Genomic DNA, 22,490 nt, shown 5'->3' on the forward strand with positions numbered 1-22,490 from the left:
AGCATTGATAAAAATACTACAGAGAATCAGAAAATTGGTCATATTACAGCTATTATTTCATTAGGCTATACCCCTTGTGATTCATAACTTATAATGCGGGCATTATAAGTTATTTTTTCTATACCTACAGCAAAGCCCATGCTGTATGGGCATGGGCTTTTGCTGTAGGTATAGAAAATCTACAAATTTACTTTATACGACTGGTTGCATTGCTTTATTCAATGCAATGATCGCCATCCTGAAATCTTCAGGGGCGACTAAAAACTGGATATTTACTTTTCGCAGGGCAAAACCTGCGCTTTTGATATTGATGCCTTGTTCAGTAAGCGCATAAGCACTTTTGGCGAGCAGGCCCGGCTGATCCATATTTGATCCCAGCAGGCATACCATTGCTGTTTTTTCAACCGTCACCTTTTCAAACTTACTTTCCAGATCGCTGATCAGTTTTTTATCAAAGTCACGTTCCCATATCACTATGGAGATACTATTGGCACTTGTCGCCTTGAAGGTATAGCTTAATTTATGCTGATAAAAGATCTGCATAATCTGCAGATCGCTGCCAACGTTACCCACCATCAGCGGATCATAAACATCGATGATCAGTAACTTATCTGTTCCGGTGATCAGTTCCACACGCTTGTGTTCACACACAAATTCGCGCGTGATCAGTGTGCCGGGGTGTGATGGCTCAAACGTATTTTTTATCCGCAGGTTAACACCATTGATTTCCAGTGGTTTCGACGCTTTGGGATGGATTGCCTCCATACCTACATCAGCAAGCTGATCTGCAATATCATAATTGGTATAACCTACCGGTGTACAGTTCTCTATTCCAACCATGGCGGGGTCGGCTGTTGAAAGATGGTATTCTTTATGGATGATAGCCTCCTCAGGTTTCAGGAACTCAGCTATTTTGCTGAAGGTCACTTCAGAGTAACCCCTGTCAAACTCGCGCATAATCCCTTCCGTACCTTTTGCATAACCGGTAACGATACAGATGGTCTTTACAAAATCAATCTGCTTAAACGCGTGTTTTATCCGCTGGTCAATGGTATAGGCCAGATGGTCGCCAAAACCACTCAGGTCTATCAGCCGGGTATTGATATCCATATTCTGCAGGATATTTGTAAAGTTAAAAGCAGAATGGCTTTCACCAATGGACGCCAGGATTTCTCTTGCTGCCTGCAGGATACCTTCCCTGCTTACATAACCTGAGGCCAGGATATTTGCCAGGTTTTCCAGATAGGTTTGTGCCTCTGTAATATGTTTTTCGATAAACTGATCGGCAACAGCAAGATCCAGCCCAAGCTCCGCATATTTTTTGTTGATCGCTTTTAACTTGACGATGAGATCTTTCAGTGGCCTGTGAAAATCCTGGTGTTTCGCTATGCGGTGATAAACTCCGGGTGCGCCGGTCTTTTTGTTTTCAAGAAGCAGGTCGGTAACGCCTGAAAATGCTGAAACCACAAAGACACGGTTATATAGCTGGTCGCCGGTGCGCTCAAATAAAATGATATTTTGTATCACATCCTTCAGGGCACTCATAGAAGTGCCGCCTATCTTTTCTACTGTTAACATGGTATAATAAAAATGATGATCAGGCCAGGTGAATTGCATAGCCTGTATTGCTGGCCTAAATTATCAATTTTATGGCAAATCTGCTGAGGTTTTTTTTGTGGATATCCGCAAGAAGATAAAGATAAGATAATGATAAGAATCAGCGCCTTATAACATAATTGAGTAACGCGAAAAGCGAAGCCCTGAGTTTAAACTGCAGGGCTTCTATTTTGGTGTGTGTTTTTCTTTAATATTAAAGGTATACACTATTATTGTAATATCCTAAATTTCATCATAAAATATTTATTATTTTAACCGGCCAAACTTCTGATGAATACCTAATCTTTTAATTTGAGCAAAAAAAACGTTTTAACTTCCTGATAAATTCTCCCTTTAATTTAGCTTTGCGCCAGCCTTCAATATTTGAAATGAACTATAAAAAGATACTTTCACCTATCATTGCAATCTTCTTATGCGGAAGCTGCCAGCAATCACAACAAACTGATTTCAACAGCTACGGACACCAGGCTACCCTGAGCCCTAAATCCGGAACAGCGTCTGCGGCTTCAAAAGACATTCAACTGCCTGACAGCAGCAATGCTGACCTGGCCGACAGCACTGATCATCTCCTGCTGGGAAACCCAAGCGGCGCAACGGCCGTTACAGAGAACGCAGACAATTACCTGATTGACCACAAATATTACATTGAAAGCTACAGCAGAACCAAAGCTGAACCAAACTGGGTGAGCTGGCATATCGGCGCAGAAGACCTCGGCCATGCCGGACGCTCAAATAATTTCAGGCCTGACACCGATCTGCCACAAGGCTGGTATGAAGCAAATAATACCAGTTACAGAGGTTCCGGCTTCGATAAGGGGCACAATTGTCCGAGTGGCGACCGCACCAGTTCAACAGCAGCCAACTCCTCAACTTTTTTAATGGACAACATCATTCCGCAGGCACCCAATAACAACCAGCATACCTGGGAACACCTGGAAAGCTATTGCAGAACACAGGTAAAACGAGGAAATGAGGCCTACGTGATCATGGGAAGTTACGGAACCGGCGGCACAGGTAAAAACGGATACTTTGAAACCATTGACGATGGCCGGATCAATGTTCCTTCACATCTATGGAAGGTAGTGGTCATCATTCCGGAGGGAGATGATGACCTGCAAAGAATAGGTACCGACACCAGGCTGATTGCTATTGATACCCCAAATGACAACAGCATCACACCAAACTGGATGAACTATCTCTGTACCGTAAGAGATATTGAAAAAGCAACCGGTTATGACCTGCTATCTGCCTTACCAAAGGCTCTGCAGGACCGTATAGAACTGAAGAAATTTAAAGGCGGAAACTAAGCTCCTATACCGGGAAGGCGCCACGCCATAAGCCTTTTTATAAGCATGCGAAAAGTGAGAAAGGTCTTTGAACCTTACTTCGAGATCAACTTCGGATGATTTAAAACTCTTTCTCTGATCAGGTAGTGCATATCACTTAATCTTTTTTGCTGCGGCCAGCGGTTGGGTGTGGTGTGGAAGGAATATAGTATCCCCGGCATGCTCTTGTCCTTCTCTGACCTGGCAGCAAATCACAAAATCAGACTGAATAAACTGAACAAAGTGAACGTCCGTTTTATTTGATTATCAATCATTTAAACCTCTATTTTGAAAAAAAAATGATGCATTAACCTGCATGTGTTTTAAAATTAACGCTCCAATTCACCAAATATGAAGATGATCTTACTGGCAAGTAATGCAACGGCATTACCGGTGCTATATTATTTGCAGCAGCATAATCTTTTAAGTGGAATCATCTGTCCGAAAAGACAAACTGAGGATATATTGCAGTTCCGGGACCTGGCAAACGCAGCAGACGTCCCTTTCAGCATGGTGGAAAGGGAAGAGTTATTTCCGGTGATATCGGCAATGATCACAAAAACCCATGCCGGCATGGTACTGGTCTATACTTTTCCATACCGAATTCCATCATCTTTATTCAGCTGTGTCAGCTATGGGTTCTATAATATCCATTATAGTCTTCTGCCGGCATACAAGGGCCCGGCGCCGCTTTTCTGGCAACTAAAAAAAGGCGATAAAGAGAGCGGAATCACCATTCATCAGATGGATGACCAATTTGATCAGGGGCCGGTAGTCCGCCAGCTTGCTGTGCCCATACTACAGGGAGAGAATGAAGGCCTGCTGGGTTTAAGGCTAAGCCACCTTTCCGTTGCCCTGCTAAAAGAACTCATCGAAACGGATTTCCGCCCCGCGGGAGAAGAGCATAAAGAACAACATCCATCATATTTCAGCCGGCCGGATGCGCAGGATATCGCCATCAGCTGGCAGCATCAAACTGCAGCGGAAATCGAAAACCTGGTAAACGCCTGTAACCCCTATACTAAAGGCGCTGTGACCTGGTTCAGGCAACAGCCTATAAGGATCCTGGAAGTAAATCCTGCTGATGCCGCCGATATCCCTGAAACAACACCCGGTACCATTATACATGCAGATCCGCAACACGGAATATTTGTGCTGTGTGCAGACCGGAATATACTGCGGATAAACATTCTGCAGCTGAGCGAAGGCATCTTCACAGGCTTTAAACTATCCGCCATAGGCGTAAAAGCCGGGGACAGGTTTGAAGACATGCCTGCCCTACACTCCCGGAAACAAACTCATCAAATCATAAACAAACATTAAAAAATGGAGAATTACATAGGAGAAATTCGAATGTTCGCCGGAAATTTTGCACCACAGGACTGGGCGCTGTGTAACGGAAGCCTGCTCCCAATATCGCAAAACGAGACGCTTTTTACGCTGATTGGCACCACCTACGGCGGCGATGGCGTCACAACTTTTCAATTACCTGACCTGCGCAGCAGGGTGCCTGTACATGTGGGCAATGGAACGGGTATCCCCAATGTAGTAGCCGGACAAACGGGAGGCACCGAAAATTTAACGCTGACAGTAGCCAACCTGCCTGCGCACAGCCATACGGTAAACGGGGTAAATGCGACCGGAACATCAGGAAATCCGGCAGGACTATTTCCTGCAACGCCTGATACAGCGGGAAGAAACGCCTATATCACCACACCCGCAGCAAACATGGTGCAAATGAACAACAGCAGTATTGTTCCTGCCGGTAACGGACTCCCGGTGCCTGTTATGCAACCCTACGTAACCATCAATTTTATCATCGCCCTCTACGGCATATTCCCATCATTTAGTTAGATTTTTTATGGAACCATATATAGCAGAAATCAGGATTTTCGCATTTAACCAGATCCCAAGAGGATGGGCAGCGTGCAACGGGGCACTACTGCCTATCAATCAGAATGCAGCATTATTTTCATTGTTAGGGACACAGTTTGGCGGCAACGGAACAACCAACTTTGCCCTGCCCGACCTGCGCGGCCGTGTGCCCATGGGAGCCGGCCCGTCCAATACACAGGGGGCCCTGGGCGGTACAACCACCACCACGCTGAACATTACAAACCTGCCTGTGCATAACCATCTGATAAAGGCCTCAACAACAGCAGCCAGCCAGCTTTCGCCAGAGGCCAACTTTTTTGCAGCTTCTGCAGACAATGAATATGCTACCGGCACGATAGCACCAATGGCAACCGGAATGTTATCAAATACCGGCGGTAATATCCCTGTCAGTAATGTCCAGCCTTACCTGGCCACCACATTTGCAATCGCTATACAGGGAATATTCCCATCCAGACCTTAAACAGGACATACATTTAAACAAACTCATATGGACGCTTATATTGGAGAAATCCGAATTTTCTGCGGCACTTTTGCTCCCCGTGACTGGGCCTTTTGCAATGGCGCACTTCTTCCTATCAACCAAAACACCCCCCTTTTTTCAATCCTTGGCGTTACTTACGGAGGTAACGGGACTAACAATTTTGCCCTGCCTAACCTGAACGGGGCAAGCCCCCTTGGAGCAGGACAGGGACCAGGGCTTTCCCCTTACGCACTGGGAGAAAGTGCGGGCAGCACAAGTTATACCTTAGACACATCAACCATGCCTCCTCATAGCCACCTCCCCGTTAACGCATCGAGCGCCAGCGCCAATGCCGCAACAGCAGAGGGCAACCTGCCGGCGGCAATGACTGCGGGAAAGGTAAAGACCAATAAGTACGCAAATAGCGCAGATACACTCCTTAACCCCCAGGCAGCAGGGCTTTCAGGAAGTTCTTTACCTGCAAGCAATATGCAACCCTACCTGCCGCTCAACTTTATCATTTGTATGAACGGGATTTTCCCGCCAAGACCATAAGCTTCCAGAGCCGCCTCAACAGGCGGCTTTATTCAAATCCATGTAAAGCCGTTAAACTATGATCAAAATTTTACCGTAATCCTGATAAAATATAAAGCGCTTGAGGGGGAAGCTATTTATACATTTTCTATGATAACGCTCCCCCCTTTCTCTAATTATATTTTACGATTATGAAATTTAACCTCTCCGCATTACTGCTCTTTTTGATTGCTTTTAATGCAAATGCCCAAATGACTAATTTTTCGGGCAACCTCCTTAACTCGCAGATCTTCACAAGGCCGGATCTGGTATTTGACGATGGAATAAATTACGATGCGCAGCTAAACGCCTCTGATCTAAAGCCCGGCAGCGGTACGTACAATTATTATGTACAAAATATTATACCCTCGGTTACGGGCACTTATACTATTGATGTAAGCTCAGCTGTTTTAACCCCGACAGATGTTGCCGGCAATACGAATGACACCTATCTGTTCGTCTATTCGGGTAATTTTAATTATTTGTCTCCCCTGACCAACCTCGTCAGGGCCAATGACGATTTCAGCAACCTTACGGTTCTTTCCAGGGTCACGAATCTTAGCCTGACCGCAGGAACGGTGTATTACCTCGTCTTAAGCTCCTACACATCCGGACAAACCGGGCCTTTAAGCTTTTCTGTTACCGGCCCGGCAAATGTAACCGTTGGCGGACCTGTGATCAATACCCTTAGTAACATGACACCCATGACCGGCTGCTCCGGAAGTCCTTCGACCTCCCAGTCGTTCACCGTTGACGGTAGTAACTTAACCGGCAATATCGCATTAACAGCGCCCACCGGTTTTGAAATCTCGACTACGCCGGGAGGTATATATGGAGGTACGCTGATGCTGACTCCAACGGCCGGCAGCGTAGCCTTAACTACTGTTTACGCACGACTGGCCGCTACCGCAACGGGTACTCCTGCGGGCAGCATCACGGTTTCTTCCGGAACAACAACCAAAACTGTCGCACTAAGCGGCACAGTCAATACCACACCGTCGATTGTATTAGGCAGCATCACCCCGGTGAATTCTGTCGCCACGTCCTTTGCTATTCCCTATACCGTCGCAAGCGGCTCTCCGAATCAGTATTCCATCACTACCGGCGGCATCACCCCTATGCCGGGGTTCAGTGCCGTCAGCAATGCAACACTTGGCGCCACACCAATAACTGTAACTATTCCGGCAAGCGCCGCGAATACGTATAACTTCAGCTTAACAGTAAGGAATAGTGTAACAGGCTGTACTTCACCTGCCACTCCCTTCACTGTAACCATTGTTCCCAACACAACAACGGTGTCTTCTATTCTGAGGGCTTCGCCCGATCCAACCAGTGCAGCCACCGTCAATTATACGGTTACTTTTGCCGGTGCCGTAACAGGTGTAGATGCTGCTGATTTCGCACTAACGGCCACAGCCTCAGCTGCAGCCGCCATCGGCACGCCAGCAGGCAGCGGCACTACATGGACTGTTCCTGTAAATTCCATCACCGGGGACGGAACAATCAGGCTTGATTTCACAGGCCTCACAGGCGTAACGCCTAACGTGAGTTCAGCATATATTACAGGTGATGTATATACTATTGACCATACCCCGCCGGTTGTTTCATCAGTAAGTTCCACCGCCTTAGATGCCACATACATGGCAGGGGCTAACCTGAATATACAGGTCAGTTTTCCGGAGAATGTGACGGCCACCGGCACTCCCCAGCTGGCCCTTAATTCCGGCGGAACCGCCAGCTATGCTTCAGGTTCCGGCACGGGAACACTTACTTTCAGTTATACCGTTGGAGCAGGCGATTCCAGTCCTGATCTGGACTACACTGCCACCAGTTCACTCAGCCTTGCAGGCGGAACACTAACAGACGCCGCAGGAAATAACGCGGCACTTACTTTACCTGCAGTAGGCGGCGCCAGTTCTTTAGGCGGCCAGAAAGCCATTGTTATTGATGGCATTGCCCCGGTAGTCAGTAATGTGGCTGTTCCGGCTAACGGCAGTTATGGTACAGGACAAAACCTGGACTTTACGGTAAACATGAGCGAAGCGGTTACTGTAAATACCGGCGGAGGCATTCCTGCCATAGCTGTTACACTCAATACCGGAGGTACTGTAAATGCGGCTTACCTATCCGGCAGCGGTACTTCTGCTTTGACTTTCCGTTATACAGTTGCAACGGGAAATGCAGACAATGATGGTATTATCCTGAGTTCTGTAATCGCTTTAAACGGAGGTACGTTAAAAGATGCGGCGGGAAATAATGCGGTATTGACTTTAAACAACCCCGGCATGACCACAGGAATTTTAGTTGATGGCGTCGCACCTGTTGTCAGTACCATCGCAATAGTTGGCCCTGCTGCAACCAATGCAGCAAGTGTTGAATTTACAGTGACTTTCTCTGAGAGCGTTTCAGGAGCAGACATCAGTGACTTCATTACCACTGGTTCCGTTGCGGCTACTATTGCGTCCATCAGCCCTGTATCCGGATCTGTTTATACGGTAACTGTCAATTCAATTACGGGAGCGGGGATTCTGCGTCTGGACCTGAACAGCACGGGAACCGGGATAACCGATGTCTCAGGCAATCCGGTCAGCGGTGGTTTTATCACCGGGGATAGCTATAACATAGACCGGGTAACACCTGTTGTTGCTACTGTAAATGTTCCTGCTAATGCCACTTATATTGCCGGACAGAACCTCGACTTTACAGTAAACTTTGACGAGGCTGTGAACGTAACGGGTTCACCCTACCTGGGTATTACCCTAAACACCGGTGGTACAGTACAGGCTGCCTATCTTTCCGGCAGCGGCACTACAGCCCTTACTTTCCACTATACTGTAGTGACAGGCAATCTGGACAATGACGGGATTATACCGGATGCCGCAGTTACTTTGAATGGTGGAACGATTTTGGACAATACAAACAATATTGCCGTGCTTACCCTGAATGGTGTTCCTCCGGTAACAGGAATACTCGTGGATGCAGTTGCACCGGTAGTCAGCAGTGTGGCTGTTCCTGTCAACGGAAATTACGGAGCAGGACAAGATCTTGATTTTATTGTAAATACAAGTGAAACTGTTACCGTAGGTACCGGCGGGGGCACCCCATTTGTAGAAGTAACCCTGAATACCGGCGGTACAGTAAATGCTTTTTATCTTTCCGGCAGCGGTACTCCGGCCTTAACCTTCCGTTATACGGTAGCGGCCGGAAATGCGGATAACGACGGAATTGTACTTGCCGCTGCAATTACTCCAAACGGAGGCACGTTAAGAGATGCTGCGGGTAATGATGCCATACCGGGCTTAAACAACCCCGGTGTTACCACAGCCATTTTGGTTGATGGTATTGCCCCTGTCAGCACTAGTGTTGCTGTACCTGCAAACGCCAGTTATGGAACAGGTCAGTACCTGGATTTTATGGTAAACATGACAGAAATGGTTACGGTAAATACCACAACAGGAATACCTTCGATTGACCTTACACTTAATACCGGCGGTACGGTACAGGCTGCCTATCTTTCCGGCAGCGGTACTGCAGCACTGACCTTTCGTTATACCATAGCGGCAGGAAATACAGACAATGACGGAATAATACTCGCAAATACAATTGTATTGAACGGCGGCACGTTAAAAGATGCTGCCGGCAATAACGCAGTACCTGCTTTAAATAATCTTGGTACTACAACAGCAGTACTTGTTGACGGGAATGCTCCTGTCGTTAGTACGATTGCAAGAGTTGGAGCCGCGCTGACCAATGCCGCCAGTGTGGATTATACTGTTACTTTCTCTGAGGATATTTCAGGACTGGACATCAGTGATTTCAGCACAACTGCCACCGGTTCCGCTGCTGGCACCATTGCCGCAGTCAACCCTGTATCCGGATCTGTATATACCGTCACTGTGAATTCAATTACCGGAGACGGCACCTTACGCCTGGATCTCAATAACACTGGCACCGGTATTACTGATATCGCTGCCAATCCGCTGAACGGTGGTTTTATCACAGGGGAGGCCTATACGGTAGACCGCATTACTCCTGTCATTGCTACGGTGGGCCTTCCTGCCAATGCAACTTACGTAGCGGGTCAGAACCTTGATCTTACGCTGAACCTGAGTGAAAATGTTACCGTAACAGGAGCACCTGTTGTTGGCCTTACGTTAAACACAGGCGGCGCTGTAAATGCGGTTTACCTTTCTGGCAGCGGTACAGCTGCTTTAACCTTCCGTTATACCGTAGTCACCGGAGATCTGGATGATGACGGCATTACCCTGGCTTCCGCACCTGTATTAAGCGGAGGAACGATAACGGACGATGCGGGTAACCCTGCAGATCTTACTTTAAACGGAATTGCCCCAACAACAGGAATACTTGTAGATGCGGCTGCCCCTGTGGTCAGCAGTGTTACCGTGCCTGCAAACGGCAATTACGGAACAGGGCAGAACCTGGACTTTACAGTCAACTTCAGTGAAAATACAACGGTCAGTACAACCGGAGGAATACCTTCGATTGATCTTACACTCAATACCGGCGGTACGGTACAGGCAGCCTATCTCTCGGGCAGCGGTACTGCAGCACTGACCTTCCGTTATACAGTAGCGGCAGGAAATACAGACCATGACGGGGTCATATTAGCCAATACAATTGCTTTGAACGGCGGCACATTAAAAGATGCTGCCGGTAATGACGCAATACCTGTTTTAAACAACACAGGTGCCACAACGGCTGTGCTTGTTGACGGAACAGCCCCTGTTGTTACTGCAATTGCAAGGGTCAGCGCCGCCTTAACCAATGCCGCCAGCCTGGATTATACTGTCACTTTCTCTGAGAATATTTCAGGACTTGAAATCAGTGATTTCACAGCAACTGCCACCGGTTCTGCTACAGGCACTGTTGCGGCGGCCAGCCCTGTATCGGGGTCTGTTTATACCGTAACTGTCAGTTCAATTACAGGTCTGGGTACCTTGCGGCTGGATCTTAACAATGCAGGAACCGGGATCATCGATATCGCAAACAACCCGGTTAGCAGTGGTTTTAACACCGGAGAGCTTTACACGATAGACCGCGTTATCCCAACCTTAAGTGCAGTAACCATCACATCTAACAATGTACAGCCCACTAAAGCAACCACGGGCGATGTGGTTACCGTTACCTTCAGTTCCGATGAAACCCTCCAGACACCTGTAGTGAGTATCACGGGCCATAATGCAACGGTGCTGAATACCGCCGGAAACAACTGGACTGCCACCTATACGTTAACGGCTTCTGATACCGAAGGAAATGTACCCTTCAGCATTGACTTCAGTGACCTGGCGGCCAATGCGGGAATTACGGTAACCTCTGGAACAGGATCAGTCACCTTTGACAAAACCGCCCCTGCTATCCCATCCGGTCTGGCTGCCACCTCCGGAAACACACAGATCCAGCTGAACTGGACGGCGGACACAGAAACGGACCTTGCCGGTTACAGCATCCTGTACGGAACAAGTCCTGCTCCCGCTACGCTCTTAACTACCATCCCCGCGGGAACCACTACGTACACACATACCGGGCTCAGCAACGGGATAACGTATTTCTACAGGATTCTTGCTACCGATCAAACCGGCAACAGCAGTACAGCCAGTGCAGATGTTACGGCTATTCCAAAAGCAGGCCAGACCATCACATTTAATACCATAGCGGCTAAAACTTACGGTGATGCTGATTTCACCTTAGGCGCAGCAAATTCATCGGCAGGCCTTCCGGTTACGTATACAGCAACTGATCCGGCCATCGTTGCCATTACAGGCAATACTGCAAAAATCCTGAAAGCAGGAAGTACAGTGATTACGGCGAGTCAGCCGGGCAATGCAGCATTTAACCCTGCTCCCGCTGTACCACAAACGCTGAGCACAGGTTTAAAAGACCTGACTATAGTAAACACCAGCAGGGCGAAAGTTTATGGCGATGTTTTAACCAATACCGATTTCAGCGGATCTGTCACAGGCATTGTAAATAATGACAATATCACCTTGACCCGTAGCAGTACAGGAGCCGCTGCAAGTGCGACAACCGGAACTTATCCTATTGTTGCTGCGCTTAGTGATCCGGATCTGAGATTATCAAATTATAACCTGAATAATCCGGACGGCACCCTGACGGTAACACAGAAAGCTTTAGTCATTACTGCGGCTGACCGTACCAAAATTTATGGGGAAACCGTCACCTTTGCCGCTACAGCGTTCACCGCCACAGGCCTGATCAACGGCAATACGGTTAGTACCGTGACGCTCAGCAGCAGTGGCAGCATTAATACCGCTACGGTAGCCGGTTCTCCTTACACGATTGTACCATCAGCAGCTGCGGGAACAGGCCTCTCCAATTACCTGCTTTCCTATACCAATGGTACTTTAACCCTGAACAGGAAAAGCCTGGTGGTCACTGCAGACAATAAGGAGAAATTCACAGGCACTGCGAACCCGGTACTTACTGCCAGTTTCAATGGCTTTGCAAACAATGAAAACAGCGCAGTATTCACTGCTGCGCCTGTAATCAGCAGCACAGCTGATATCAACAGCCCGATCGGGACCTACCCGATCAGTGTAAGTAATGCCGCGGCAGCTAACTATGTGACCAGTTTTGTAAACGGAACACTGACTGTGAAAGCCGGTGCCCCTGCCGGCATCAGCCTCGCTGCAGCAATACTATTTGAAAATCAGGCTTCAGGCACAAACGCAGGTACGCTGAGCTCCACTTCGGATGATGCGAACGCCACCTTCAGCTATACATTAGTAAGCGGAGCAGGCGATGCTGACAATGGCCTGTTCAGTATCAGCGGCAACCAGCTGCGCAGCGCTGCCCCGCTTAACTTTGAGCAAAAAGCAGTTTACAGTATCAGGGTACGTTCTGCTACACAGTATGGCTTCTCACTGGACAAGGTATTCAGCATCAATCTCTCTGATGTGAATGAGATACCGGCACTGGACGCTGTTGCCAATCAGGTATTGTGTTATATTACAGAAAAACAGAATATCGCCTTAACAGGGATCAGCGCAGGACCAGAAACCAGCCAGACCAGCAGCCTTACCGTAAACAGCGACAATAACCTGCTGGAAAACCTTACCGTAACAACAACATCGGCAGGCGCCGGGGTTTTAAGCTACCGCATAAAAGACGGCGCTTCCGGCACCGCCAGGGTCACGGTTACGGTGAAGGATAACGGAGGCACCGCAAACGGGGGATCGGACACGTATACCCGCGATTTTACCATCACCATTAACCCATTGCCGGCGATCGTTATTTCTTCTGACCAGCCTACCGAACTGTCCAAAGGTCTGACAGCCAAATTAACTGCCAGCGGTGGTAGTACATACCTCTGGAGTACAAGCGCAGGTATCATCGGCGGACAGCAGACGGCGACCTTAACCGTCCGTCCTTCGGTAACCACCACTTATACCGTAACGGTAACCAATACCTCGGGCTGCTCCGCACAGCAGAGTATAACGCTCAACGTACTGGAAGATTACAAAACCCTGGATGCCACAAATATTCTCAGCCCTAACGGAGATGGCCAGAATGATTTCTGGATGATCAGGAATATTGATCTCTATCCCAATAATGAAGTGAAGGTATTTGACAAGGCAGGAAGGATCCTGTTTAGCCAGAAACATTACCAGAACACCTGGGATGCCACTATAAACGGTTCTCCGCTAAGTGAAGGCACGTATTATTATATCGTAGACTTTGGCGCAGGTTTAGGTAAAATGAAAGGTTTCATTACGGTCATCAGACAACAATAATATCAATTAAGCTATCACCATCATGAACTTATCATGATGGTGATATTAAAAAATATACAGATGAAAAAATTACTTTTATGTCTGCTGCTTTTTGCAGGAGTCACGATCAGCAAAGTTCAGGCGCAGCTTAACCCCCTGACAGCCTCTTATTACCAAAATCAGTATATCGCCAACCCCGCAATGGCCGGACTGGATACCGCGCTTCATATTAACCTCACTTACCGCAACCAGTGGAATTCCATTCCGGGAGCCCCCACCTCACAGGCACTAACCGGAGATTATGGTTTTAAGAAAGTCGGCCTTGGGTTAAACTTATACAATGATAAATCCGGGCTACAGCGCTGGACCCGCGTAGTAGGAAGTTATGCCTATCACTTAAAGCTCAATAATGACGAGCAGCATCTGCATTTCGGGGTTTCACTGGGCTTCTCTTCAGAACGCCTCGATAACAGCCTGATCAACGGAAGTACGGATGATGTGCTGATTGATGCCTATAACCGGAGGGGTACCTACATCGACGGTGACGCCGGAGCAGCCTATACCTCAAAAAGGCTGACCCTCCAGGCAGCGCTTCCGAACCTCAAACATCTTTTCAAAGACAATGACCCCTCAAGCCTCGCAGACCGCGCTACATTTTTTGCTGCCGCAGCCTATAAATTAAGCCTGAGCAACTCGCAGGATGGCATGGGCCTGGAACCTAAAGTGGTATTCAGAGGGGTGAAAGGACTGGATAATATTGTAGATGCAGGGGCCAACCTTACTTTTATCAATAACAAACTCAACCTGCTGGCAATTTATCATACCACAAAAAGCACCACATTTGGCGTAGGCATGCAATACCAGTGGATCAACATCAATGCGGCTTATACTACAGAGACGTCCGCACTCCGCCGCGATGCAAACGGAACCTTTGAAATTAACCTCAGACTGAGTGTTTTCTAAATAAAAAATTCGCAGATAAAGCTTTGTCAGGTCCGCAGGGATCTGACAAAGCTTTATCTGTTACAAGGTTAACCCATACCAGGGCCGGCTGCATTCAAACCGACAAATCAAACAACATTAATAATTGATATACAGAAAGTTATACCCGATAAAATGATAACCGCCTATATACCGCAAAAACAATAACAAAAACGACAATACAGGTTTTAAAACCATAAAGATCAATAATATACAGAATTGGCACACTATATGTCTAATACCCATCAGATGACAAGATGCAATTACTACAGCGATATCAATAGCGCGGAACTCATGAGATCTTTAAAAACCATTAAAGGAAAAACTATCAGAGGGAAATTATTCCTGATCTACCTTGATGCCATCAAACTGGTATACATCCTGAACAGGTAAGGCATTTCTATTCGTGGCACTCCGTACAGCCGCCAAAGCCAGAAGCAAGATCAGTACTCATTACCTGAGCGCAGCAAGGGAAGTGGCAGTAGCAAGACCAGTAAAAATAGCCGGAATGTCTCGATGAATGAAATCATATGGCCTTAACCCGTCAATTCATGTTTGTTAACATTATATTAACCTGGCTTTGCGCTCTTCAGGTTACCTTTGCGCTATATTAGCACATCAATGAAACTCCTATTTAAACTTACAGCGGTCATCCTGCTCCCATTCTCTGCTTCAACAGCATTCGGACAGGTAAACGAGCTGATCAAACAGCTTCACGATCCTTCTACAAAAAAAGTACTGGTTGCCTCTCACCGTGGCGACTGGAGAAATGCACCCGAAAACTCACTGGAAGCCTATAAACTCGCCATTGATATGGGTGTAGATATGATTGAGGCAGACCTGGGCAAAACGAGCGACGGCGTGGTGGTGATCATGCATGACGCTACCATTGACAGGACTACTGACGGCAAAGGGAAACTTTCCGACTATACGCTGGCCGAACTCAAAAAATTCCATCTGAGAAACGGTCTGGGCAGGCTAACCAAACATACCATCCCAACCCTGGAAGAGGTGATGCTACTGGCTAAAGGTAAAGTGCTTGTCAATCTGGACAAAAGCATTAAATATTACAATGAAGCTTATGACATCCTGAAGAAAACAGGTACGCTGCAACAGGCGCTGTTCAAAACGGATATCACCTATCCGGAACTGAAAGAACGGTATCCGGCAATCCTGAACAGCATTACCTTTATGGCCATAGTGAACCTTGACAAACCAGGGGCAAAGAAAATAATTGAAGACTATCAGAAAGCAATCAAACCAGTAGCATTTGAACTGAACTTCGGCACAGACACCTCTGCTTTACTAACCAATAACAGCTTTATCAACGCACATGGCTCAAAGATCTGGTACAACTCGCTTTGGGCAAGCTTAAATGCAGGCCATGAAGACGACCTGGCCTTTGACGATGGAAATACCAAAGACAGCTGGGACTGGCTGATCAGCCATGGGGCCACGGTATTACAGACCGACAGGCCGCTCATGATGCTGAACTATCTGAGAAAACGCTCGCTGCATAAATAGACAGGACGCCTTGACCATAAAAGCGGATTTATTCTGATGCCCGGAGGAAACTTGCGGTTTAAGGCATCAGGATAAAGCCTTTTTCATATTTTTGTATATAACTATACACCGTTAAATTCTTTTAGATCATAGAAAATGAAACACGACAGGAAAATAGCTATAGTGGTCAATCCTATTAAAATGGAGGACGAAGAGCATCAGGATGCGTGAAGATTCTCATATTCGGCGCAGCAGGAGCTGGTTCAACCACACAGGGGGAAGATTTATCCCTGGTGTTGGAAATTCCCTATTTTGACACTGATCATTACTTTTGGGAGCCTGCATCTGCACCATTTACGGTGCGGCGCGACCCTGAGGTCAGAAATCTGATGTTAAGAACAGCTCTGAGCAAACAGCAAAGCTGGATCTTAGGCGGATCGCTCACCAATTGGGGCGAGGAATGGTATAATATATTTAACCTGGCGGTTTTTCTCTATGTCCCGCCGCTTCTGAGACTGGAAAGGTTAAGAAGAAGGGAAATAGAACGTTTTGGAGAAGCCATATTTACGGATCCTGAACGCAATCGCCTTTTTGAGGAATTTATGAGCTGGTGCGCAGGATATGACGACAATACTGCTAGGGGAAGAACATTGGCGGCGCATGAAACATGGATGAAAGCCCTGACCTGTCCGGTATTGAATATCAGAAGCGATTTGTCCATTGAACAAAGAAGAAAACTGATCATGAACAAGATTAGCAACATCCGGCCTCAGTGCTGATCTTCCTTGTGCTTTTCGGATTTCAGCTCCGATTCGCTCATTTCTTTTTCAAAAGTTTTCTCGTCTTTCCGGTTTCTCCTGATCAGGAAAAAAACCAGTAAAATCATTGCCAGCAGGACAATACCTGCAATTGGATAATTGATGTTCATAAGATTTATTGATAGCTGTAGAGGAAGGAGTCGAACCCTCAGCATGTTGCCTGCCAACGCTCTACCCTGTTAATTAACGACTTAACCCGCAACAAATTTACATCGCCGGATTTGTACTGAGACTATCAAACTTATCATTTAACGGTATGGTAATGATTTCTTATTGTAACATGAATTTAAGAAAAATAAAGACTAATGTTAAGCAAATCAGATTAGTTAACATAAACATAATATACACATAACATTAATAACATATATCTTTGAATTAATAGCGAAAAAATATGAAACCATCATCAGCTTACCACTAACAAAACGTAATAAATAAGCTGATGATAGCTTCATAACCAATAAAAACAAATATATTCTGATGAAAAAAAGCAAGCTCAAATCCCTGGTAAAATCAGCCAGAAAAACTGCAAAGAAAGATATTAGGTTAAGTTTAGTTGCCGGGTTAAAAGAAATAGCCTCCAAGTTTGGAGAAGGATCAAAGAAATTAAATAAAGATATAGAGAAAGGATCAAAACAATTAGCGAAAAAACTTTCTAAAGATATCAAAATTGATAAATCAGCTATAATTGAAAGTGGAAATCAAACTATAGCGGCTGAGGTGGTAGTAGAATCTGCTGAGGCAACACCCGCAAAAAAACAAAAAATTAAATCAGTGAAGGCGGAAGAAGTTCCGGCAGAAACTGAAAAGGCATAAGACATCCAACCTTATCGTAAAATTTAAACAGTCCCCTATTAAATAAAGGACTGTTTAAATACGAGTACTCCTCATTATACAGCAGCAATGCTATTATTTTAAGAATTGCATTACTGCTTTTTCGTCCGGGTTCGCCAGGCTGATCCTCAATAGTTTTGCAACCCTTCCGCCACATCTTCCAGTCCGATAGACTTCAAAACAGCTTCTTTTTTAACAACGGCAGGGCAATATAAATCCTGTGTGTATTTGAGGTACATCAGGAGAAATAAAACTTTTTGGAATAAATTCCGGGTTTATATATATTTGCGTAACTGATTACATAACTAGATACGAATGGATTTCTTCAACAAGGCCGGCAAGATGGCAATTGGCAGCAGACTGCGGATGCTTACAGAAAAAATAACAGAAGATGCTGCGCACATTTACAAGCTGTATGAGGTAGACTTGCAGCCGAAATGGTTCCCGGTATTTTATGTTTTGTCGCAGGGCGAAGAAAAAACCATTACCTCCATCGCCAGAGAGATTGGGCATTCCCATCCTTCGGTGAGCAAGATCATCAGCGAGATGACAAAAAAGGGTTTTGTCACGGAGAAAAAAGACCGGACAGACGGCAGGAGGAATATTGTAAAACTTTCTAGGAAAGGAAACGAGATCAGCGATAAAATAAAAGACCAGTATACTGACATAGAATCGGCCATTGAACAGATCTCTGAACAAGCGAATCATGATCTGTGGAAAGCAATTGAAGAATGGGAGTTTATCCTGGAGCAAAAGTCATTATTTGCCAGGGTGAAGGAACAGCGAAAAAAACGCGAAAGCGGAAAAGTTGAGATCGTTGACTATAAGCCTGAGTACCAGTCCGCATTCAGAGACCTGAACGAAGAATGGATCTCTACCTATTTCAAAATGGAAACAGCAGATTACAAAGCCCTGGATGATCCCCAGGGATACATTCTGAATAAGGGAGGCAGCATCCTCGTTGCCCTCTTTGATGGCGAACCGGCAGGTGTTTGCGCGCTGGTGAAAATGAACGATCCTGATTATGATTTTGAACTGGCAAAAATGGCAGTTTCACCAAGGGTACAGGGCAAAAGCATTGGCTGGTTATTGGGCCAGGCAATTATTCAGAAAGCAGGGACGCTGGGTGCTGCCAAACTTTACCTGGAAAGCAACACCCTTTTGAAACCTGCTATTAATTTATACCATAAACTGGGCTTTGAGAAAGTAGCGGGACGGGCTACGCCGTACGAACGCTGTAATATTCAAATGGAGCTGGTGATAGCTTAAAAAGTTCAGCCAGTCGGTCTACTACATAATCGATCTCTTCGGCGGTATTATACCTGCTGAAAGAAAACCTCACCGTGCTGCGTCCCGGATGATTTCCCAGGGCAGTTAAAACATGCGAACCTCCGGCGGAATGGCTGTTGCATGCACTACCGCCTGAAGCACAGATCTGATGCACATCCAGATAATCCAGGGGAGACTGACCGGTAAGGGATGGTGGAACTGCCACACTCAGTACTGTAGAAAGACTGAGGCTTTTTTGGGCCGAATTTCCGTTGAACTGAATTCCGGGAATGGTATTGGTCAGCTTAAGGATCATCCTGTCCTTCAGGTCGCTGATATGTTTCTGGTAGGTATCCCTGTTCTCGTAGGCGAGTTCCAGCGCCTTTGCCAGCCCGACGATACCTGTTACATTTTCTGTTCCGCTCCGCTGGCTGCTTTCCTGCGAGCCTCCGTTGATAAAGGGCCTGATCGGTGCTGCAGTACTCTTATATAAAAATCCGGCTCCTTTAGGCCCGTGAAACTTATGTGCAGAACCTACCAGGAAATCTGCTTTAAGCCTTTTGGTATCATAATGGTATTGTCCCATGGTTTGTACAGTATCTGAATGAAAAACAGCACTGTACTTACTACAGACCCTGGCGATCTCATCAATATCGTTTAAGTTACCCACTTCATTATTTCCGTGCATTACCGAAACAAATGCCTTTTCACCCGCAGCCAATAGCTGATCCAGGTGAGACAGGGACAGGTTGCCTCTTTCGTCATGTTTTAAATACACCAGGCTGATCTCGCCGTTCTGCTGCAGAGTCTTCAGGGTATTTAATACAGCGTGATGCTCAAATGGTGTAGTGATGGCCAGTTTGATCTGGTTACCGCGGATTGCGGACAGTATAGCAGTATTGTCTGCTTCGGTACCACCCGAAGTGAATATAATGTGATCAGGAGTAGTGTTCAATAGTTCGGAAATTACAGTCCGGGAATGTTCTACTGCTGTTTTGGCCTCCCTTCCGCAATGATGTGCAGATGAAGGATTACCAAAGTTTTCGAAAAAATAGGGTTGCATAGCCTGAAAAACATCGATGCTTAAGGGTGTAGTAGCTGCATTGTCAAGATAAATTTTCATTTCCATCAATTTTAAGGGTGATAAATTCTACTTATTCAGAGAGTCAGATGGAAATAATCTTATCTATCCGCTATTAGCGGAAGGATTTAGCACCTTGTTAAATACAGGTTGCTAAGACGTCACAGGGCCTTTCCCTCAGTCTTTCTGGATAAGTAAATAAATTTAAGAACTGTTTACTAAGAGCAAATATAGCAATAGTCTACCAAATTAGTATATTTTATTTTGATATTTTTTTTCAACAGTCTTTCCTGAGGACAACCAGCGAAAAGTACATTACTATAGGCTCATATCAGACCCCATCTTTCTCTATTATAAACATAACGTAATTTCAATCTTAAAAATTATCGGATCAATATATTAATGTTTAGGATTATAATTATTTTTCCAATAAAATATATCTCGTGAATTGATGCTGTATCTTTGAGGCTGCGGTTACATATCGTACCTTTCTTTACATCCTCCCCGCAAAAGCTCATTTGTAAACCAGCATCCCTTCTATAGCCAAAACGTCCATATTTGTTTGTTTAAAACAGCGTATGGCATCCTGAGGGGAGCAAACCACAGGTTCATTCATGACATTAAAAGAAGTGTTGATCACTAACGGGCAGCCCGTTAATTCATAAAAGGCATGGATCACTTTATAAAAATCGGGATGGTCTGCAGCATTGACCGTCTGTACACGCGCCGTCCCATCAATATGTTTTATTGCAGGGACGTTATCTGTTATGGTCTGTGCAACAAATAACATATAGGGGCTGTGCTGCATATCAAAGAAATAATCATCTGCAAACTCTTCCAGTATTGCCGGGGCAAATGGCCTGAAGCTTTCCCTGAATTTGATCTTCTGGTTCAGCACCTGCTGCATATCTGCATTTCTTGGGTCGGCCAGTATACTTCTGCATCCCAATGCCCGGGGGCCAAACTCCATGCGGCCTTTGAAATATCCTACCACCTTACCATCGGAAAGGCATTGTGCCAGCTCCACATAAAAATCGGAAGGGCGGTTCCAGGACAGATTTTCGGCAGCCAGTGCTTCTTCCACTTCGATTTCGGTAAATGCCGGCCCGAGCAAAGCATTTTTCATCTTATCCTTATTTAAAGTTATTTGCCTCTCCTTTTCAAGATACTGATAGTATATTGTAAAAGCTGCTCCTATAGCTCCACCGGCATCCCCGGCTGCGGGCTGTATCCAGATATTTTTAAAGCCGGAATGTTTAAGTATCGCGGTGTTGATGACACAGTTTAAAGCTACCCCTCCTGCCATACAAAGATTTTCAGCAGGATATTGCTGAAAAACATTCCGAACCAGGGAAAGCATGATCTCTTCCGTTACTTTTTGTATGGAACAGGCAATATCTTTATGGAACTGACTTACATCCTCATCCGGTCTGCGTGGATCTGCACCAAATAACCGGTGGAATTTCTTGTTCGTCATCGTCAATCCTGCGCAATAGTTAAAATAGGTCATATCCATCCAGAAGGAGCCATCTGTTTTGACGTCTACCAGCTGCTGATAGATGAGTGTTGTATACTCCGGCTGTCCGTAGGCAGCTAATCCCATTACTTTATATTCATCAGAATTCACCTTAAATCCAAGGTAGGCAGTAAATGCAGCGTAAAGCAGTCCCAGTGAATGCGGAAACCTGATCTCTTTTATCAACTCAATCTGGTTGCCGCTTCCTTTTGAAACGGTTGTGGTAGACCACTCGCCGACGCCGTCAACGGTTAAAATTACCGCATCATTAAAAGGGGATGGAAAAAACGCAGAGGCAGCGTGCGACTGATGGTGATCGGCAAATAAAATCCCACTGTTTTTCCCCCACAGGGGATTGATCTGATGCAGCTGTGCATTGATATTTTTTTTGATAAACAGTTTATCTTTCAGCCAGACAGGCAGAGATTTTAAAAAAGCATTCAGGCCAAAGGGGGCAAAGTTCAGGTGGGTCTCCAGCAGGCGCTCAAACTTCAGGAAAGGCTTTTCGTAGAAAACTACATGATCCACATCAGTCAGTTCAATACCTGCAAACTTTAAACACCAGCTGATGGCCTGTACAGGGAAAGATTCATCATTTTTCAGCCTTGAAAACCGCTCTTCCTGCGCTGCGGCAATGATCTCATCATCTTTGAGCAAACAGGCTGCACTGTCATGGAAAAAAGCTGAGATCCCCAGTATATACATCCCTTCTAAAATAAAGAATAGATAAAAGGCCCCAAAACAGATCCCTGTGCAAAAACGATCAGCAGGCTCAGGATCAGCAACAGAATAAATAAAGGCCAGAGCCAATATTTCTTGCGGTTCTTCAGAAATACAAAAAACTCTACGATTACATCCATTTGTTTCAA

At 45.9% G+C, this 22,490-nt stretch carries 17 protein-coding genes and 1 riboswitch; of the genes, 12 read left to right on the top strand and 5 right to left on the bottom strand.

Annotated features, from left to right (window positions below; all coding sequences use genetic code 11):
• Positions 1-192: 192 nt before the first annotated feature.
• The gene (locus tag BLW16_RS02805; protein ID WP_090555186.1) at positions 193-1,578 is read right to left on the bottom strand and encodes an aspartate kinase; all 1,386 of its coding nucleotides are present in this window, start codon (positions 1,576-1,578) and stop codon (positions 193-195) included.
• Between the two features lie 407 nt (positions 1,579-1,985).
• Here BLW16_RS02805 and BLW16_RS02810 point away from each other — a divergent pair, with 407 nt between their 5' ends.
• The 10 genes from BLW16_RS02810 (at position 1,986) to BLW16_RS02855 (ending at position 16,885) form a co-directional block, all read left to right on the top strand.
• Positions 1,986-2,924, top strand: coding sequence for a DNA/RNA non-specific endonuclease (locus BLW16_RS02810; protein ID WP_090554951.1), 939 nt, complete (start codon positions 1,986-1,988; stop codon positions 2,922-2,924).
• A 369-nt stretch (positions 2,925-3,293) separates the two neighbouring features.
• Positions 3,294-4,265 (top strand): methionyl-tRNA formyltransferase, encoded by a 972-nt coding sequence (locus tag BLW16_RS02820; RefSeq protein ID WP_090554954.1) that lies wholly within the window; start codon positions 3,294-3,296, stop codon positions 4,263-4,265.
• 3 nt (positions 4,266-4,268) lie between these two features.
• On the top strand, positions 4,269-4,796 hold the full coding sequence (locus BLW16_RS02825; protein ID WP_090554957.1) for a phage tail protein: 528 nt from the start codon (positions 4,269-4,271) through the stop codon (positions 4,794-4,796).
• A gap of 7 nt (positions 4,797-4,803) precedes the next feature.
• Complete coding sequence (locus BLW16_RS02830; protein WP_090554959.1) at positions 4,804-5,298, top strand: phage tail protein; 495 nt, start codon at positions 4,804-4,806, stop codon at positions 5,296-5,298.
• A 27-nt stretch (positions 5,299-5,325) separates the two neighbouring features.
• On the top strand, positions 5,326-5,853 hold the full coding sequence (locus tag BLW16_RS02835; protein WP_090554962.1) for a phage tail protein: 528 nt from the start codon (positions 5,326-5,328) through the stop codon (positions 5,851-5,853).
• Between the two features lie 170 nt (positions 5,854-6,023).
• Positions 6,024-13,643 (top strand): MBG domain-containing protein, encoded by a 7,620-nt coding sequence (locus BLW16_RS02840; RefSeq protein WP_090554966.1) that lies wholly within the window; start codon positions 6,024-6,026, stop codon positions 13,641-13,643.
• Positions 13,644-13,703: 60 nt separating this feature from the next.
• On the top strand, positions 13,704-14,585 hold the full coding sequence (locus tag BLW16_RS02845) for a PorP/SprF family type IX secretion system membrane protein (RefSeq protein WP_090555187.1): 882 nt from the start codon (positions 13,704-13,706) through the stop codon (positions 14,583-14,585).
• Positions 14,586-14,852: 267 nt separating this feature from the next.
• Complete coding sequence (locus BLW16_RS23145) at positions 14,853-14,996, top strand: hypothetical protein (protein ID WP_175470466.1); 144 nt, start codon at positions 14,853-14,855, stop codon at positions 14,994-14,996.
• Between the two features lie 228 nt (positions 14,997-15,224).
• Positions 15,225-16,127 carry a glycerophosphodiester phosphodiesterase family protein gene (locus BLW16_RS02850; protein ID WP_090554967.1) on the top strand — a complete coding sequence of 301 codons (903 nt, stop codon included), beginning with the start codon at positions 15,225-15,227 and terminating at the stop codon, positions 16,125-16,127.
• Between the two features lie 206 nt (positions 16,128-16,333).
• Positions 16,334-16,885: a P-loop NTPase family protein gene (locus tag BLW16_RS02855; protein WP_090554969.1), complete on the top strand. Its 552-nt coding sequence runs from the start codon at positions 16,334-16,336 to the stop codon at positions 16,883-16,885.
• On the opposite strand, the gene BLW16_RS22930 is transcribed toward BLW16_RS02855, so the two are convergent.
• A complete protein-coding gene (locus BLW16_RS22930) occupies positions 16,876-17,034 on the bottom strand; it encodes a FeoB-associated Cys-rich membrane protein (RefSeq protein WP_139298244.1) in 159 nt (52 codons plus the stop codon). The genes BLW16_RS02855 and BLW16_RS22930 overlap by 10 nt on opposite strands.
• 367 nt (positions 17,035-17,401) lie before the next feature.
• Between BLW16_RS22930 and BLW16_RS02860 the strand changes: the two genes are divergently transcribed.
• Together BLW16_RS02860 and BLW16_RS02865 are read left to right on the top strand one after the other, a co-directional pair.
• Entirely contained in the window at positions 17,402-17,737 is a 336-nt protein-coding gene (locus BLW16_RS02860) for a hypothetical protein (RefSeq protein ID WP_090554972.1), read from the top strand.
• A 333-nt stretch (positions 17,738-18,070) separates the two neighbouring features.
• Positions 18,071-19,024 (top strand): bifunctional helix-turn-helix transcriptional regulator/GNAT family N-acetyltransferase, encoded by a 954-nt coding sequence (locus BLW16_RS02865; protein ID WP_090554975.1) that lies wholly within the window; start codon positions 18,071-18,073, stop codon positions 19,022-19,024.
• Here the strand turns inward: BLW16_RS02865 and BLW16_RS02870 are convergent.
• The 3 genes from BLW16_RS02870 to BLW16_RS23150 all read right to left on the bottom strand — a co-directional run bounded on the left by BLW16_RS02870 (position 18,975) and on the right by BLW16_RS23150 (position 22,481).
• Positions 18,975-20,147 carry a cysteine desulfurase family protein gene (locus tag BLW16_RS02870; protein WP_090555188.1) on the bottom strand — a complete coding sequence of 391 codons (1,173 nt, stop codon included), beginning with the start codon at positions 20,145-20,147 and terminating at the stop codon, positions 18,975-18,977. The two genes, BLW16_RS02865 and BLW16_RS02870, sit on opposite strands and share 50 nt — an antisense overlap.
• 56 nt (positions 20,148-20,203) lie before the next feature.
• Positions 20,204-20,302: riboswitch (SAM riboswitch) on the bottom strand.
• Between the two features lie 317 nt (positions 20,303-20,619).
• The gene (locus BLW16_RS02875) at positions 20,620-22,326 is read right to left on the bottom strand and encodes a carbamoyltransferase family protein (RefSeq protein WP_090554977.1); all 1,707 of its coding nucleotides are present in this window, start codon (positions 22,324-22,326) and stop codon (positions 20,620-20,622) included.
• Positions 22,327-22,331: 5 nt separating this feature from the next.
• On the bottom strand, positions 22,332-22,481 hold the full coding sequence (locus BLW16_RS23150; protein WP_090554979.1) for a DUF5989 family protein: 150 nt from the start codon (positions 22,479-22,481) through the stop codon (positions 22,332-22,334).
• Positions 22,482-22,490: the final 9 nt, after the last annotated feature.

The sequence above is a fragment of the Pedobacter hartonius genome (genome assembly GCF_900107535.1).
GTDB lineage: Bacteria > Bacteroidota > Bacteroidia > Sphingobacteriales > Sphingobacteriaceae > Pedobacter > Pedobacter hartonius.